Below are 15,614 nucleotides of genomic sequence, written 5' to 3' on the forward strand. Positions count from 1 at the left end.
CCAAAAAGCCTCCGTAGCCACCCATGTCTGCTGCCTGGCATGCCGCTCATGTCTATCTTGCGTGCCGCTTGCGTGCTCGTGGTCGGAGGTGTGGCCAGCTCGTCGGCAATGGCCGCCTGGAGCGATACCATTTCCCCGTTCCTGGCGACCTCGTATTCCTATGACGACAATCTGTTGCGCCTCGACGACAATGTTCCCGGCTATAACGGTCCCCGTTCCGATACGTCGCGCCAGATACAGGCAGGTTTTCTCGTCAACCGGCCGATCGGGCGCCAGGTGCTGACGGGGCAGGCCAAGTGGTCGCGCGTGTCGTTCCAGCATTTTGACCAGTTCAACTACAGCGGCAAGGATTTCCTGGCCGATCTTGAATGGCATCTAGGCAATCATCTCGATGGCCATGCGGGCGCCCTGTATTCGCAAACTCTGACGCCGTTCAGCGATTTCCAGAGCACTGAACGCAATTTGCGTACGCGTCAGCGAGAGTACGTCGATGGCGGCTGGCGTTTCCATCCGAGCTGGCGCGTGCGTGGCGCTTACAGCCGTGAGCGCTACTCGTATGACTTGCTGTCGCAGCGCGTGTCCAACCGTGAAGAAAAAGCGACGGAACTGGGGCTTGATTATTTGCCTGCAAGTAATAGTCGTGTCGGCGTGCAGTTGCGGCATATCAATGGCAGCTATCCGAATCGCGTCAACGGCGGCCAGTTCGGCGTCGACGATGGCTATACCCAGGATGAGATCAAGGCGAATATTTATTGGAATTACAGTGCGATTACCCAAGTGCAACTCTTGGGTGGATGGGTGCGCCGCAGCCATTCCTTTTATTCGGGGCGCAATTCGAGCGGCGCCAACGGGCGCATCGTGGTGAACTGGGCGCCGCTGGGCAAGGTGCGTTTCACCGGTTCCCTGTGGCATGAGTATGGAGTAGTGGAAAATGCGCTGATTTCGAGCAGCCTGAATAATGGCGCCAGTGTTGCCGCCGCCTGGGATATCACGTCCAAGGTTCGCATGGATGCGCAACTGCGCCGCGAGAAGCGCGACTTTTCGGCCGCCAGCGGCCTGGTATTGCCCGTCGATGTCAGCGACACCTCGCATACCGAATCTCTGGGACTAACCTATGCTCCGCAGCCGAATATCCAGCTGGGTCTGAACGCCTTCCGCGACACGCGCAAGGGCGCACCTATTATTAATACTGGCAGTTTCCGCGCCAAAGGCGTGTCGTTCAGCGCCAGTGTCCAGTTCTGAAGAGCACTATGACGGTTAATGATATACCCTTGATTTCGTTCTTTCAGCGCATACTCGACCCATTGATTATCATGGGTACGCTGTATCTGTTGTCCGCCTTGTCAGGTTCCCCCTTTACTGGCTATTCGCTGGTATTGATGATCCTTGCGTTCTTTATTTCATCATCCGTATTCCAGTATGTCGATCCCTATCGTACCTGGCGCAGCGGTCGGATGCTGGCCTATACCCGCGATATTTTTGTCAGCTGGGGCATCACAGCCCTGATTCTGGTATTCCTGGGTTCGGCGACAGGACTGGCGTTTCATTTCGACCGCGAACTGGTGCTGGCCTGGTTTCTGCTGACGCCATTCATATTGCTGCTCAGCCATCTGGCTGCGCGGCGCATGGTGGCCGATCCCGGGCGCGACAGCGAAGTGCGCTCCGTCGTCATCATTGGCGCCAATGATGCCAGCCTGAAGTTTGCCGCCACCGTCGAGCGCAATCCGAATCTGTTCATGAGCGTACGGGGCTTTTTTGACGACCGTACCGATGACCGCTGGCCCGAGAAAATGCGTGAGCCCATGCTGGGCAAGATGGCCGATATCGCCGCCTATGTGCGCGAACACAATATCAAGATGATATTCATCAGCCAGCCCATTTCGGCGCAGCCGCGCATCCGTAAAATGCTCGATGAACTGCAGGATACGACGGCGTCCGTGTACTTCTTGCCGGATATTTATATCTTCGACCTGATGCAGGCGCGTTTCGACAATGTGGGCGGCATGCCGGTGATCGCCATCCGCGAGTCGCCGTTTACCGGTTTTAACAGCATGGTCAAGCGGGGCAGTGACATCGTGCTGGGCTTGCTGATCCAGATCATGCTGTTACCAGTGATGTTGGTCATCGCCATTGCAGTCAAGGTAACATCGAAAGGCCCCGTGATCTTCCGCCAGCGCCGCTACGGCCTGTATGGCGAGGAAATCATCGTCTATAAATTCCGTTCGATGACGGTCAGCGAGGATGGCGACAAGGTAGTGCAGGCCACCAAGAACGACCAGCGCGTGACGCGCGTGGGCAGCTTCTTGCGCCGCAGTTCACTCGATGAGTTGCCGCAGTTCATTAACGTGCTGCAGGGACGCATGAGCATTGTCGGGCCGCGTCCGCACGCCGTGGCGCACAATGAGCAGTATCGCAAGCTGATCAAGGGCTATATGCTGCGCCACAAGGTCAAGCCGGGCATTACCGGTTGGGCCCAGGTGAATGGCTTGCGCGGGGAGACGGAGACGCTCGACAAGATGGAGGCGCGCATCCATTTCGACCTTGACTACCTGCGCAACTGGTCGCTGTGGTTGGACTTATGGATCATTTTGCGCACCGTCAAGGTGGTGCTGAAGCGCGACAATGCGCATTGAGCGCGCATTGATGGCGGGCCGCCACACCGGACTTGAATATTTTTTGCAGAGATTTAATACGCGTTAAAATGGCGCAATCATGCGAGATGTCCAATAGCCGGTTCCTGGAGCCGGCCGAACAGTGATTCGATGAGCCAGACGACCCTATGAGGCAAGCACGGCGACATGATGTGCACGGTGACATGCTCCGCCTGCCTGACGGCGGGCCAGCTAGTCGACCATGGCATGCGCGCCATGCCCGCTGGAACCTCGCCCTGCCAGCATGGCGTCGGTCTGCTGTTGAACAGCGGCAGACCTCAAGGCACCGGCCCCATTCCTGCCGCTTTCCCATGTTTGCCCGCCTCCGATTATTGTGCGGCGTAGTGCAGGTGCCCCTCGCTACGCAATAAATATTTTCCTGTGGAAATTATTTATTGAGGCATCGCTATTGCAAGGCTTGTGTTTCTGATGAAACAGTTGTTTTTAAGATCTTTTAATAGTTTTTTAAGCAAATATTTCCCTAGTAAGCTAGTACACTGTGTATCATATTTATAATATTGACAATCATGTGGTCGCAAGCCCATAATTTCAATCGAAATCTGCTTTTTTTGACAATGTTTTGTTGCCAAGTGAGTTATCATCACATTCACAAAATTATCAGCGGATTTCCTTACCTGAACTGAAGGAGTCATTTTGAACCAAGTGCAAATCGCCCGTGTGTCTTCGAGCACGTCCGCCATGCCTTCCCGTCTGCTGTGCGCAGGCCTGGTTGTGCTGGCCGTCGCAGGATTGTCTGCTTGTGGCAATAAAGAAAAAAAGCCCGGCCAGGCGCTGGCGAGTGTAAATGGGGAAGAAATCACCGTCCTGCAGCTCAATGAAGAGATGCAGCGCGCCAATGTTCAGGCGCCGCAGCAGGAAGCGGCGAGCAAACAGTTGCTCGAATCGCTGATCGACCGCCAGTTGCTGCAGAACGAGGCGGCCAAGGACAAGACGGACCGCGATCCCAAGGTGGTGCAAGCGATCGAACGCGCCAAGGCGCTGATCGTCGCGCAAGCCTATATGCAAAAGCGCATCGGTACGATCGCCCGCCCCACCAAGCAGGAAGTGGAAGAGTACTTCCAGAAGAACCCGCAATTTTTCAGCGAGCGCAAGCAATTCGACATGCGCGAACTGGTGATTGCCAGCGCGGACATGAACGACCAGTTGAAGGCGGCCATGGATAGCGCCAAGACGCTCGACGACGTGGCTGCCTGGCTCGAGGCGCATAAGGTCAAGTTCGCCCGTACACAGTTGTCGCGCACCAGCGCCGACCTGGCGCCCGAGCTGAGCGCGAAATTGCTGTCGATGCCGAAGGGCCAGTTGTTCATTATCCGCGAAGGGGACCGCACCTTGCTCATTTCCCTCGCCGATATCCGCGACAATCCCGCGACCCTGGCACAGGCTGCGCCGCAGATCGAACAATTTTTATTCAACAAGAAAAACAAGGATGCCGCCGATGCCGAACTGAAGCGTCTGCGTGCCGCCGCCAAGATCGAATACCTGGGCAAGGACGGCCCCCCGGCCGCCGCATCGGCAGCGGCCAGCGCCGCGGCTCCGGTGCCTGCACCTGCTTCGGCGGCCCAGGCAGCACCGGCGAAGAGTTCCTCGGAAGCAAATGATCGTGGCGTTGCTGGCTTGAAGTAAGTCGCAGCATTTTAGGTAAGTAACTCTATCAATGGAATAAGCGAATCATGAAACGACTTTTGATGTGGTGCATGGCCACCCTGTTGGCCCTGAGCGCCGGCTTCGCCGGTGCTGCCGATGTACAGCTGGGCGCCGGCGACGTATTGAAAATTTCCGTCTATGGCAATCCCGACCTGGCGCTCGAAACGCGCGTCAGCGAGGCGGGTGAAATCACCTTCCCCCTGGTCGGCAATGTGGCCCTGGGCGGTTTGTCGGTCTCGGCAGCGGAAAAAAAACTGGGCGGCTTGCTGGAAAGCGGCGGCTTCCTGCGCAAGGCACAGGTCAACATCATCGTGACGCAGCTGCAAAGCCAGCAAGTGTCGGTGCTCGGCCAGGTCAACCGTCCCGGGCGCTATCCGATTGAAGGCAAGCGCAGCCTGATGGACATGCTGGCCATGGCTGGCGGCGTCAGCCAGGACGGCGGCGATGCCGTCAGCCTGATTCGCAAGCGTAACGGCAAGACGACGCGCGAAATCGTCGATATCGTCGAGATGGTGCGCTCGGCTGACCTGAACCGCGACCTGGACGTGGCTGGCAACGACGTGATCTTTGTCGAGCGCGCGCCGCGCTTCTATATCTACGGCGAAGTCCAGCGTCCGGGCGCCTTCCGCCTCGAGCGATCGATGACGGTGCTGCAGGCTTTGTCCGTCGGCGGTGGCCTGACGCAGCGCGGCACCGAGCGCGGCATTCGCATCAAGCGCCGCGACGAGGCTGGCAAGCTGGAAATCATCAACGCCAAGCATGATGACCTGCTGCAAGTTGACGATATGGTGTACGTGCAGGAAAGCCTGTTTTAAGCCTGTGTCCGTATCTTTCCGGCGCAAGCCGGATGTTTTTCATTCTGTGTTGAGGTTTTCCCATGAATTTGTCACAGCTCCTACTGATCCTGCGTGCGCACAAGAAGTTGATCTTGGTCACGCTGCTGGTCACTGTTCTCGGCACGCTGTCGGTCAGTTTGCTCTTGCCTAAAACATACAAGGCGACAAGTTCGTTGCTCTTGAACTACAAAGGGGTCGACCCGCTGACGGGCCTGGCCATGCCGGGCCAGTTGTTGCCTGGTTTCATGGCGACGCAAATCGACATCATCAGCAGCAAGAACGTTGCCTTGCGCGTCGTCGACCATTTGAAACTGGCGGAAAGCCCGGCCGTGATTGCGCAATTCAATGAGGCGACCGAAGGCAAGGGCGGCACCGTGCGCGACTGGCTGGCCGATCTGCTGCTGAAAAAAGTGGAAATCGTGCCATCGCGCGAAAGCAGCGTGGTCGACATCAGCTTCAAGGGCAGCGACCCGCAGTTCGTCGCCGCCGTGGCAAATGCCTTTGCGGACGAGTACCAGAAGACCAGCATCCAGCTGAAGGTCGATCCGATGCGCCGCGTCTCGACGTATTTCAGCGAACAGACCAAGTTGCTGCGCGATAACCTGGAAGTGGCACAAAGCAAGCTCTCCAAATACCAGCAGGACAATGGCATCGTCAGCGTCGACAACCGTCTCGATGTCGAATCGAATCGCCTGAATGACTTGTCGGCGCAATTGGTCATGGCGCAAGGGCAGACGATGGAAGCGTCGTCGCGCCAGCGCATGGCGCAGGGCAGCAATGGCATGGCCTCGCCCGACGTGTCGTCCAATCCGCTGATCCAGAACTTGAAGATTGGCCTGGGTAACGCCGAAGGCAAGCTGGCCGAAATCGCCCAGCGCCTGGGCCGCAACCACCCGCAATACGAGAGCGCCAAGGCGGAAGTCGACAAGCTGCGCGCCGACCTGCGCGAGCAGCTGGCCAATACCTCCAGCAGCGTTGGCAACAATGCGCAGATCCTGCAGCAGCGCGAAGCGGCGGTGCGCGCCGCCCTGCAGGCGCAAAAAGCCAAGGTGCTGGAATTGAACCGTACCCGCGATGAGATGGGCGTATTGATGAAAGATGTCGAGAGCGCCCAGCGCGCCTTTGACGTGACGTCGCAGCGCCTGTCGCAAACGCGCATCGAGGGCCAGGCGGAGCAGTCGGATATTTCCGTGCTCAATCCGGCTGTGCCGCCGATCGATCCTGCCGGTCCACGCGTGCTGCTCAATACCTTGCTGTCGATTTTCCTCGGCACCTTGCTGGGCGTGGGACTGGCCATCGTGATCGAGATGCTGTACCGCCGCGTGCGTTCGGAAGCCGACTTGCAAGAAACGCTGCAGATTCCCGTCTTCGGCGCCATCGACTGGAATGCCCGCAAGTCGCCGCGCAAAAAAGGTGTGTTGAACGGCATTCTGCCGCGCCGCCTGCGCTTACGTTAAAACATGGATATGACGATGAACCAAGCCGCGCTCCCCATTTCGATGAACACCGTGCCACGTACCGGCGACTCCAGTATTGGCGGTCTGCTGCTCGAGTCGGGCAAGATCACGCCCGAGAACGCCGAGCGCGTGCTGCGCATGCAAAAGGAACTCGGCATCCGCTTCGGCGAAGCGGCCCTGCGCCTGGGCCTGATCACGGAGGCCGACATCCAGCAAGTGCTGGCACGCCAGTTCGATTATCCCTACCTGCAAAAAGGCGAGGGCAAGTATTCGGAGCTGCTGGTGGCTGCTTATGAACCGTTCAGCCCGCAAGTGGAAACGCTGCGCGCGATCCGCAGCCAGGTCATGCTGCGCTGGTTTGCTCGTGGGCACAAGGCGCTGGTGGTGCTGGGCGGTGCATCCGGCGACGGTGCCAGCCTGTTTGCGGCCAACCTGGCTGTCGTGTTTTCGCAGCTGGGTGAACGCACCCTGCTGGTCGACGCCAACTTGCGCAATCCGCGCCAGCATGAAATTTTCGATGTTCAGACGCGCCAGGGCTTGTCCGACATACTCGCTGGCCGCGCTCAGCTCGACGCCATCACCAAGGTCGAATCGTTCGTCGATCTGTCCGTGCTGGGATCCGGTACACTGCCGCCGAATCCGCAAGAGCTGCTCAGCCGTAGCTCGTTTGCCAACCTGAACACGGAACTCGAGTCGCTGTTCGACATCGTCATCTATGACGTGGCCGCGTATGCGCTCGGTTCCGACGCGATGGCCATTGCGGCCCGTGCCGGTGGCGTGCTGATCGTGGCGCGCAAGAATCAATCCCTGTTGAGCGACATCAACGCCATGGCCGAGCAGATCGTGCAGAGCGGTGCCAAGGTGGTCGGTTCCGTGATGGTGGATTTCTAAATGAATACCCAAGCCAAGCGGTGGTCGGGCCTGAACTTGCAGCAATGCAAGGAATACTTGCCAGAATGGCTGCCGTTGGCCATCGGACTGCTGGCCATGTACATTCCGTCCTTTGCCGGCCTGTTTGGCGGCATCTGGGCGACGGAAGAGCAGGCGCACGGTCCCATCATCCTGTTTTTGTCGCTGTGGCTGATCTGGCGCAACTGGCCGGACATGCTGGAAAAAACCCGTGGCAGCGAACCCAGCGCGCTGGGCTGGGGGATGCTGGCCATCGCCCTGGTGCTGTACGTGCTAGGCCGTTCGCAACATATCATCGCCTTTGAAATCGGCTCCTTCATCTGGATGCTGGCAGCCGTATTGTTGCTGAAGCGGGGCCTGCGTGCCTTGAAAATATTGTGGTTCCCGTTCTTCTTCATGCTGTTCATGGTGCCCTTGCCGGCCCAGATCGTCATCATGCTGACGATGCCGATGAAGATGGCCGTGTCGTACGTGGTCGAGCACCTGCTGTTTTTTGCCGGCTATCCGATCGCCCGCACGGGCGTGATCCTGCAGATCGGCCAGTACCAGCTGATGGTGGCGGACGCGTGCGCCGGCCTGCAGACCTTGCTGTCGCTGGAGGCGCTGGGCCTGTTTTACCTGAATGTCGTGCGCCACACGTCGGCACTGCGCAATATCGCACTGGCTATCCTGATCATCCCGATCTCGTTCTCGGCCAACGTCGTGCGCGTCATCGTGCTGACCCTGATTACCTATTATTTCGGCGATGCCGCGGGGCAGGGCTTCCTGCACGGTTTCGCCGGCATGGTGCTGTTCATTACGGCGCTGATCCTGATCCTTTCTGCCGATACCCTGCTGCAATGGATCGTTAAATTGCGTGAGCGTAGAGTGTCGGGGAGCCAGGCATGAAATCGATGATCAATTCCGTCAAGGTCAGTGTGCTGGCCGGCATCCTGATGGTGGCGTCGGCCGGGCTGGCCAAGCACTTGACGCCCAGCGTCAAGATCGCCGACAGCAAGAGGCAGTTCCAGCTCGCGGATATCATCCCCGTGGCCTTTGGCGGCTGGACCATCGACACCACCATCATTCCGCTGCAAGTCGATCCGGAAACCCAGGCGCGTCTGGACAAGATATACAATCAGACCTTGTCGCGCACGTATGTCGATCCGCAAGGAAACCGCGTCATGCTGTCGATCGCCTATGGTGGCGACCAGAGCAGTAATATGGCCGTGCACTTGCCGGAAGTCTGCTATGGCGCACAGGGCTTCGAGGTGCAGAAGTCGGGCCGCAGCGAGCTGCGCACCGATTACGGGACCTTGCCGGTGAAACATCTGTATGCGACGAATGGCCCGCGCCAGGAACCGATCACCTACTGGATTACCGTCGGCGACAAGGCGCTCACGCCGGGCCTGGATCAGCGCATGCAGGAATTGCGCTATGGCTTGAGCGGGGCGATTCCCGATGCCATGCTGGTGCGCGTGTCGAGCATCGACAGCGATACGGGCGCCGCCTACGCAATACAGGAAGGCTTTGTGCGCGCCATGTTGTCGGGCATGAAGGCGCAGGACCGTGCGCGCATCATCGGCAACTTCCATGGTTAAGCGGAGCGCGCCGGCGCTGCCTGGCCGTAGCCCCGATATTTTTGTCGATAGGAATTGCCATTAACCTTACGTTGCAGCGCCAGTGCGCCTCCTCCTGTCCTGCGTCGCGCCATGTCTGCCAGCGCTGACGTCAAGAAACGCGCGGTAAGCGCCGTCAAATGGGCCGCGCTCGGCACGGTGACGCGCTTCGTGCTGCAGATGGGCGTGCAGATCGTGCTGGCGCGCCTGCTGGGGCCGGAAATCTACGGCCTGTTCGCCATGGGCTTGCTGGTCATGACACTGAGTACCTTCCTTGCCGATTTCGGCTTTGCCTGGGGCCTGGTGCAAAACCAGCAATTGCATGACGACGACATCCGTTTCGCTTTCACGTGGCAATGCTTGTCCGGCGCGGCGGCCATGCTGGGCCTGTACCTGCTGGCGCCGTGGATCGCCGCCTACTTCAAGGAGCCACGGCTGGTGTCCATCGTTTGCTGGCTGAGCCTGACGTGCCTGCTCAGCGCGATGACGGCGCCCAGCAGCAACCTGCTGCGGCGCCAGCTCAATTTCCGCTGGCTCAATATCGCGCAGATCCTCAGTTATGCGCTGGGCTACCTGTGTGTGGGCATTCCGCTGGCACTGATGGGCGCTGGTGTCTGGACCCTGGTCAGTGCCTGGCTGGTACAGGCGCTGAGCTTGCTGATCCTGACATATTGCCGCAATCCCCATACGCTGCGTCCATTGCTGTGGTACGCGGGTGCGCGCCGCTCGACGCATACGGGCAGTACAGTATTTATTACCAACCTGAGCAACTGGTTCTTGAACAACCTCGATCGGGTTTTCCTGGGGCGCATCCTCAATGCCCACGCGGTCGGGGTATATGCGGTGGGTTACAACCTGGCTAACACGCCCAATTCGCTGTTCCTCAGCGCCCTGCAGCCAGCCTTCCTGGCGGCCGGTGCGCGCTTGCAGGACGACGTGGCCGGCTTGCGGCAGGCGTACCTGTCCGTCATCGCGGCCACCTGGATCGTCATCGGTCCCGTCTTCGTGGTGTTGGCCTGCCTCGCCGGCGACCTGATCGCCACCCTGTACGGCAATGCCTGGCGCGAATCGAGCCGCGTGCTGACGGTGTTGGCGCTGGGCATGCCCGCCTACGTCACGTGGGGCATGTCGACGCCCATCTTGTGGAATACGGGCGGCAAGCACTTGGAAGCGCTGCTGCAGATGCCGCTGATCGTGCTGGCGGGTATCGCACTCTGGCAGTTTTCCAGCCTGGGTGTAGTGGTGGTGGCCGCCATCGCGTCAGGTACCTTGCTGGCGCGCGCGCTGGTGATCGGCATGACGGCATGCCTGCGCTTGCATTTGGGCATAATCGACTTGTGGCCCAGCGTCTGGCGCTCCGTCGTGCTGATGCTGCTGGCGGCGGCCGGCGCCCATGGCGGCTCACTGCTGGGGCATGCCATCGGCCACGGGCCGCTGCCTGCCTTGTTGTTTGGCTCTCTAGGTGGCGGCGGTCTGTGTTTGCTGGCCGGTTTGCTTCAGCCACAATTGCTGGGACGGCGTATCGTCGACCTGCTTGGACGCTTCAGTCCGCCGGTGCCGGCACGGGTCGGTGTTTATCTTCGTAGTAAATGTTCAGTATGATGAGATTGATATGATTGAATTTATTGGCGGCTTGGTGGTGTTGATCGCCGCAATCCTGGTCGTGGCGGGCATGGCTTTGAGTGCCCACTGGGGACACAAGCGGGAATTGGGGTTGATGCAATATATTGCGTACCCGATTTTCCTGACCTATGCCTTGACCATTTTCTTGTCGGGCCGCGACCTGGCTTTTCCAGATGATGTGCTGGCCATTGTCGTCAACAAGAGTTCCATCGTTTCTTGGCTGGGCCGCCTGAGTTCGGTATTTCTGATCTTCTCATGTGGCGAGCGCATATTGCGCTACGTGCTGAACTCTGGAAGCGAGCACAAACGCATGCCCGGCATGCTGCTGTTTGGCTTCTGGATTTTTTACGCGAGCAATACATTGACCCCCGCCCTGTTCGGCATGTATCCATATTTTTCCCATGAATTCCTGTATGCGCTGCTGGCTTGCCAGGCGGCCCTGATGGCCAATACCAAGGCCGACGTGGACGCCATGACGGTTGTGCTGCGCAATGCCCTGCTGGCGTTGCTTGTCGCCAGTGCCGCTTGCATCGTATGGAAGCACGGTCTGGTGATGAGCACGAACTACCACGGTCTGGTACCAGGCCTGAAGCTGCGCTATGCTGGGCTGACCAGCCACGCCAACAGCCTGGGGCCATTGTGTGTGCTGTTCATGCTGTGCCTTTGGTATCGGCCTTTCAAAAATGTCTGGCTGATGCGCGGTGGCTGGATGCTGGGCGGCATCAGCCTGCTGCTGACGCAGTCGAAGACTAGCTGGATCGCCTTTATCCTGTCGGTGGTGGTGCTGGCCTGGTATAGCCGCCGCGATGAAATCAACGCCCGCATTCAGGATTTCCGGCGCCCCCATCTACCAGTATTATTAATACTGATGATGATGTTTGGCGGCGCCCTGCTATGCTTGATTTTCATGTTTGGCGGCGGCGGCGACAAGATTGCGCGCTTCTTCACGACCCGCGACGGCGCCGAACTGATGACCTTTATGGGGCGCGATCAGATCTGGCAGATCGCCGTCGAAGAGTGGCGCAAGAATCCTGTGTTTGGCTACGGACTGAATATCTTCGATGAGGCTTTCCGCAACAGCATCGGCATGCCGTTCGCCACCCATGCTCACAGCCAGTTCTTCCAGAGCCTGTCGAGCGCCGGCAGCGTCGGGGCGTTTGGCCTGCTTTTCTACACGCTGGTGATCGCTTATTTCGTCGCCAATACCGTCCGGGCCAGCCAGGGGCTGTCGCTGGCGCTGTTTATCCTGCTCATTTGCAAGTCGATCAGTGAAGTGCCTCTGTCGCTAGCCAGCATGAGCCCTGATTTGCCGATTCATATGCTGCAGCTGGCGGTGCTCGTCCGCTACTATGTACCGGCTGCACAGCAGCGGCGTGAGAAAGCCTTGGCACGGCGCAATATGATGGAAGGGAGTTTGTCTTGATGTTGTGCTCCGTCATTATCCCACTATATAACAAGGAACAATATATCGTCTCGGCGATCGCCTCTGTGATGTCGCAAAGCCACCAGGATTTTGAAATTGTGGTCGTCGACGATGGCTCGCGCGATGGCGGCGCCGCTCTCGTGGAAGCGATGGACGATCCGCGCATACGCTTGATCCGACAAGCGAATGGAGGCGTGTCACGCGCGCGCAACGTGGGTATCGCGGCCTCGCGAGGAGAGCTGGTTTGCTTCCTCGACGCCGATGATTGGTATGCTGCAGATTTTTTATTGGCAATTGTTTCCATGTACCAAAAGTATCCGGAAAACAGTTTTTTTTCTACATCATTTTTATGCATGAACGATCCATCCGATGGCCTGCTCGACCAGTTTGCCGATGCGCGGTTTGAGCCGATTAAGAATTTCTATGCCTACCGGGCAGCCCACGGAGTGTTCTATTGCACTAACTCGATTGCCGTGCCGCGCCGCCATTTAATGTCCATGTCTCAATGTTTTCCCGAAGGCGATCAGTTTGGCGAGGACCAGGATTTATGGTTCCGCCTGGCCGAGCGCCTGCAGCTGGTCTTCACGCCTGCCAGACTTGTAGCATATCGCACGGATGTGGCTGGCAGCCTGTGTGCCGTGCATGACTTGCGCACCTTGCCACAGGTATTTTTTCGGTTGGAGCAGCGCGCCCTGAGCTTGCCTGCCGGCGACCCATCGCGCCCGGGCGCCTTGAGCATCGTCGCCGATGCGCGCATCAAGGTGGCGCGCTATGCTTTGCAGGATGGGCGCCGTGGCGATGCCTTGGTGGAATTATGCAAGGCATTGCGCGGCGGCATGTCGATGCGCTGGCTGGTGACTTTCGTCATGTGTACCGCTGGCAACGCTTCTTTGCTAAAACGGTGGGAATTGTGGCGCGAATTGAAGCAGAGCAACTAAAGTCATAGTAACCGAAAGTACTTTCGGTATAATGGGCATTGCGCCCATGCAGTGTTGAGGACTTGCAATTCACGAGTCCTTTTGCTCGAGGCGCGCCGCTCCGTCTTGAGGGAAGGCGATTATGCAAAATGAAGCTGCCCCAGAAAAGATGTCATCCTATCTCATGGAGGCTATAAGCATGAAAGCCGCTAAACGTACCTTGCTATGCAGCGCAGCCTGGCTGCTGTTCCCTTATAGTCATTATGCGCGTGCCGACTGGGCCCAGTCGGCGGATGCACTGGTCGTGAAGGCGATGCCGACGAACCGCCAGCTGCAGGCGCAGAACCCGCCGACATTTACGTGGGCGCCCTACTCGGCGACTACCACTTCCTATACGCTCGAGATCCGCATCGGCACCACCGTGGTGCGCACCTATACGAGCAGCCGCAACTGGTATTTGCCCAGCGAGCCGCTTCCTGTCGGCAGCTATACCTGGCGCGTGCGCCCCACCGTCAGCTCGGCATGGTCGGATGACCGCGCCTTCGAGATCGGTGGCAGTTCCAAGCAATTCATTTTGCCGGCCAATGATGTCTTGCGCGCCAATATCCTGAAACGTCCGCGTCCGCGCGGTTTGCCTGCCAGCTTGCCGGTAGCGAGCGCCTGGACCGCTGCCATGAAGGCAGAACGGGGCCCGGCCTTGCAGGGGATGAGCAATGAAGTTGTCCTGCAAACGACCAATGTCGCGCTGCCGTCCGACGCCAACTGGCCCCTGGTTGCCAGCAGCGTCATGACTGCTGCCTATGCGGCGCAGATGACGTCGGTACGTACTTCGATCGTCTTGAACAGCCGCCAGCTCGAGGCCGCCGCGCTGATGTTCCGCCTGACGGGCGAGCAACGCTTTCTGACTGAGGCCTTGCGGCGGGGGGATGCCCTGACGGCGCTCAATCCCAATGGGCCGACCAGCTATGTCAATCAGGCGCAGGGCAGCCGCTCTATTGCCCTGGCGTTGAGCAAGGCGCTTGACAGCCTCGGTTCCAACCTCGACGCGACCCGGCGTGCTGTCTGGATGGCGATGGTCAAGACGCGTACGGCCGTTATCTACCAAGAGCTGCTGAGCAACAATGGTGGTATCGAACAGAAACCTTACGATGCCTTCACGGCTACCAATATCGGTTTTCTTGCCGGTATTTCCGCGCTGGTGCTGGGCGAAATCCCGGAAGCGACCACGTGGTTCGACTTTTCCGTACGCTACTTCTCGGGTTCCTTGATGGTATGGAGCGGCCCGGAGGGCGGTTTTTCGGAAGGTACGGCCTACGCGGAGTTCAGCGCGGATAACGCCTTGCAGATATGGCAGCCCTTGCTGCAGGCCAGCGGCATCGATTTGTTTGCCAAGCCGTGGTCCGCAGGGCTGGCTCGTTTCTTCATGGAATTTGTTCCGCCCGGCGCCAAGACACATATGTTCGGCGATGCGCAGGAGATTGAGCCGGTGTACCGTTTGCTGAAGGCCTATGTATCGCGCTTTGCCACGCCGGAAGCAGCCTGGTACGTCAAGAATATCACTGTGAACGAGGACATGCTGACCTTGCTGCAGGCGCCGTATCCTATGCCTGTATCGACCGTGACGGAAACGCCGCGCCCGCCGGCCAATGGCGCCCTTTTTCCCAGCATCGGCTGGAGCGCGATGCACAGCAATCTTGCTGATTTGAAACGCACTTCCGTGTATTTCAAATCTACGCCCTATGGTTCGTTCTCGCATAGCCATGGCAATCAAAATTCCTTCGTGCTGACGAGCGCCAATGTTCCCCTGCTGATCGAGACGGGCTGGTATGACTGGTTCGGTTCGCCCATGCACACGACATGGTATCGCCAGTCGAAGTCGGCTAACACGATTACTTTCGATGGCGGCGTCGGTCAAATGGTGGATGGCTACCGCGAAACCCTGGTGCGCAACGGCGCCATTACGGCCTTTTCCACGACACCGTCGGTGGACTACGTGGAAGGCAATGCGACCCCCGCTTATGGCGGTGCGTTAAGCCTGGCGGTACGGCAATTGTGGTACTTGCGCGACAGTGATGCCATCGTCGTGCGCGACAAGCTGGCTGCGCCTGTCCAGCGCAGCTTCGAATGGAATTTTCATGCGGCAGCACCAATCTTGGTAGATGGCAGCGGCAATATTTCCATCGTCAACCAGGGCCGCTCCGTGTGCATCAAGCCGATAGCCGATCCGGGGGTGCGCTATGAGAAACGAACAGGGCCGCCACCAAAGGCGGGTAGCTACGAAGAGCACGGCGCCTTGGTACGCACGACCAGTGCCAGCAGCGGCGAATTCCTCGTCCTGCTCGACGTTGGGTGCAAGAACTTGCCCGTAAGTATCACTGCAACGGCAACCGGCAGGCAATTGACAGTCGGCACGCAGAAAATCACCATCGCCAACTGATTACCTGCCGGCATGTCCAGTAAGCCGCTTGCCTTCAAGGCAGGCGGCTTTTTTTATGCCCTGTTCATAGCGATGCAAGCAGGAAAATCAGTTAATCA

The 15,614-nt window shown here is 58.6% G+C and carries 12 protein-coding genes; all 12 read left to right on the forward strand.

Annotated elements, in window-relative coordinates; translation table 11 throughout:
• Positions 1-48: 48 nt before the first annotated feature.
• The 12 genes from epsL to JAB8_RS11700 all read left to right on the forward strand — a co-directional run bounded on the left by epsL (position 49) and on the right by JAB8_RS11700 (position 15,516).
• Positions 49-1,242, forward strand: a complete 1,194-nt coding sequence (epsL, locus tag JAB8_RS11645; protein WP_227742125.1) for an XrtB/PEP-CTERM-associated polysaccharide biosynthesis outer membrane protein EpsL — start codon at positions 49-51, stop codon at positions 1,240-1,242.
• Positions 1,243-1,250: 8 nt separating this feature from the next.
• A complete protein-coding gene (locus tag JAB8_RS11650; protein ID WP_070224588.1) occupies positions 1,251-2,633 on the forward strand; it encodes an undecaprenyl-phosphate glucose phosphotransferase in 1,383 nt (460 codons plus the stop codon).
• A gap of 681 nt (positions 2,634-3,314) precedes the next feature.
• A complete protein-coding gene (locus tag JAB8_RS11655) occupies positions 3,315-4,295 on the forward strand; it encodes an EpsD family peptidyl-prolyl cis-trans isomerase (RefSeq protein ID WP_343216103.1) in 981 nt (326 codons plus the stop codon).
• Between the two features lie 47 nt (positions 4,296-4,342).
• Positions 4,343-5,131 (forward strand): polysaccharide export protein EpsE, encoded by a 789-nt coding sequence (gene epsE / locus JAB8_RS11660; RefSeq protein ID WP_070224587.1) that lies wholly within the window; start codon positions 4,343-4,345, stop codon positions 5,129-5,131.
• Between the two features lie 62 nt (positions 5,132-5,193).
• Positions 5,194-6,609 carry a chain length determinant protein EpsF gene (epsF, locus tag JAB8_RS11665; RefSeq protein WP_070224586.1) on the forward strand — a complete coding sequence of 472 codons (1,416 nt, stop codon included), beginning with the start codon at positions 5,194-5,196 and terminating at the stop codon, positions 6,607-6,609.
• Positions 6,610-6,624: 15 nt separating this feature from the next.
• Entirely contained in the window at positions 6,625-7,500 is an 876-nt protein-coding gene (epsG, locus tag JAB8_RS11670) for a chain length determinant protein tyrosine kinase EpsG (RefSeq protein WP_070224585.1), read from the forward strand.
• Positions 7,501-8,406, forward strand: a complete 906-nt coding sequence (xrtB, locus tag JAB8_RS11675) for an exosortase B (protein ID WP_070289607.1) — start codon at positions 7,501-7,503, stop codon at positions 8,404-8,406.
• Entirely contained in the window at positions 8,403-9,098 is a 696-nt protein-coding gene (gene epsI, locus JAB8_RS11680) for an exosortase-associated protein EpsI, B-type (protein ID WP_083287667.1), read from the forward strand. The genes xrtB and epsI overlap by 4 nt, the downstream gene beginning before the upstream one ends.
• A gap of 111 nt (positions 9,099-9,209) precedes the next feature.
• A complete protein-coding gene (locus JAB8_RS11685) occupies positions 9,210-10,718 on the forward strand; it encodes a lipopolysaccharide biosynthesis protein (RefSeq protein ID WP_070289609.1) in 1,509 nt (502 codons plus the stop codon).
• A 10-nt stretch (positions 10,719-10,728) separates the two neighbouring features.
• A complete protein-coding gene (locus JAB8_RS11690; protein ID WP_070224581.1) occupies positions 10,729-12,162 on the forward strand; it encodes an O-antigen ligase family protein in 1,434 nt (477 codons plus the stop codon).
• Entirely contained in the window at positions 12,162-13,100 is a 939-nt protein-coding gene (locus JAB8_RS11695) for a glycosyltransferase family A protein (protein ID WP_070289610.1), read from the forward strand. Before JAB8_RS11690 ends, JAB8_RS11695 begins: the two co-directional genes overlap by 1 nt.
• 121 nt (positions 13,101-13,221) lie before the next feature.
• Complete coding sequence (locus JAB8_RS11700; protein ID WP_227742126.1) at positions 13,222-15,516, forward strand: heparinase II/III family protein; 2,295 nt, start codon at positions 13,222-13,224, stop codon at positions 15,514-15,516.
• Positions 15,517-15,614 lie beyond the last annotated feature (98 nt).

The organism is Janthinobacterium sp. HH106, assembly GCF_001758725.1.
Taxonomy (GTDB): Bacteria; Pseudomonadota; Gammaproteobacteria; order Burkholderiales; family Burkholderiaceae_D; genus Janthinobacterium.